Raw genomic sequence first — 1,397 nt, 5'->3', positions numbered from 1 at the left:
TAACGGACGGCGCCGACTCAATCGAAATCGTGACATCGACTGCGCCGAGCTGTGTCCAGCAGTCGATCTCCAGGACGACGTTACCGAGGATCGTGCGCACGCCCCGGGCGACGCGATGGCTTTCCATGAGCGTCGTCGCCGCGCCGCTGATCGCGGGGGCGGCGGCGAGGATCTCGGATTCTGGGGCGCCGTCCGCGTCCGCTGCAACGATCGCCATCTCCAGTTCCGCACGTGCGCATTCGGCGGCCTGTCGCGCCTCCTGGTCGGCTCGGGCGAGGTCCCGGATTCGGGTGATGTGGTCAGTGGTGGACATCCGTTCTCCTAAAGGGAGACGCGGGCCTGCCGTCTCCGATCTGGGGGCGGGGGCAGTCGTTGTCATGCCCGAGGGTCCTTCGAGGGCAGGTTGCGGTAGATCGTGGCGCGGCTGACGCCGAGTTCGGTGGCGATCTGCGCGACGGTCCAGCGCCGTTTGCCGTCCGGGCCGGTCTCGGCGTACATCTGCCGCGCTTGCGCGATGTCGTCGGGGGTCATGGTCGGGTGGCGTCCGCCCGTGCGGCCTCGGGCGCGTGCGGCTTGGAGGCCGACGCGGGTGCCCGCGCGGATCCCGTCGCGCTGCACCTCGTGCAGCGCCTCCAGCGCGCGGCGGACGGCCGTGCCGGTGGCGGGGTCGCTGGTGTCGATCGTGCCGTCCAGCGCCAACACCCCGACCTGGCCACCGAGCGTCCGCGCGACGATGTCCAGCACTCCCCGCACGGACGGCGCCAGGGTCGTCAGGCGCGGCGTCACCAGCACATCCCCCGGACGGGCCCCGGCGAGCACGCGGTCCAGCTCCCCGCGCCGCGCGCTCGCCGGTCCGACGGCCACCGCGATCCCCTCCAGGCCCTCGGCCTCCAGCTCGCCGCGCAGCTCCTCGGCGTCCTGCGCCTGGGTCGTCCAGCCGTATCCGATCCTCACGTCCCGGATCCTCTCATCGTCGGGCCGGTCGGCGGCCCTGGGCGGGGGCCGCCGACCGGCGGGTGGTCAAGCCAGGTGCTCGGCGGCCTCGATCACCAGGTCGTCAATCGCGTACTGCGCGCGGAGCTTCACGGCGACCAGGTTCGTCGGCTCGACGATGTACTTGACCAGCTCGACCGCTCTGTAGGCCTTGAGCGCAGTGGGGGCGAGCGCCGGCGTCAGGAGCCGGACCCGCGTGAGCGCCAGCAGGAGCGCCGTGCCGGTCTCGCGGCCGGCCGCGTCAGCGGCGGCCAAGTCTTCCTGCGCGATCTCCAGCTCCTGGCGGACGTGCAGCGTGCGGAGGTGCGCGTCCGCCGCGCCGACCAGCGCGGTCAGCGCGTCCAGCGCGGCGGCGGCGCGGTCGGCGGTGAGCTGCGCGGCGCGGGTCTCGCGGCCCTGCCGAC

Annotated in this window: 3 protein-coding genes; all 3 read right to left on the bottom strand. The window is 73.4% G+C overall.

The genetic code is table 11. The annotated features are described in order from the left end of the window. Positions 1 to 313, bottom strand: a 313-nt coding sequence (locus tag amrb99_RS49395) for a hypothetical protein (protein ID WP_206700434.1), incomplete at its 3' end; no start/stop codon positions are given. 62 nt (positions 314 to 375) lie between these two features. Then, the gene (locus tag amrb99_RS49390; RefSeq protein WP_190869024.1) at positions 376 to 954 is read right to left on the bottom strand and encodes a recombinase family protein; all 579 of its coding nucleotides are present in this window, start codon (positions 952 to 954) and stop codon (positions 376 to 378) included. A 66-nt stretch (positions 955 to 1,020) separates the two neighbouring features. Then, the coding region (locus amrb99_RS49385) for a hypothetical protein (protein WP_190869023.1) at positions 1,021 to 1,397 on the bottom strand (377 nt) is incomplete at its 5' end.

Origin of the sequence: Actinomadura sp. RB99, from assembly GCF_014706005.1 — a bacterium.
In the GTDB taxonomy this organism is placed as follows: Bacteria; Actinomycetota; Actinomycetes; order Streptosporangiales; family Streptosporangiaceae; genus Spirillospora.
This window is presented reverse-complemented; position numbering and strand designations above follow the sequence as displayed.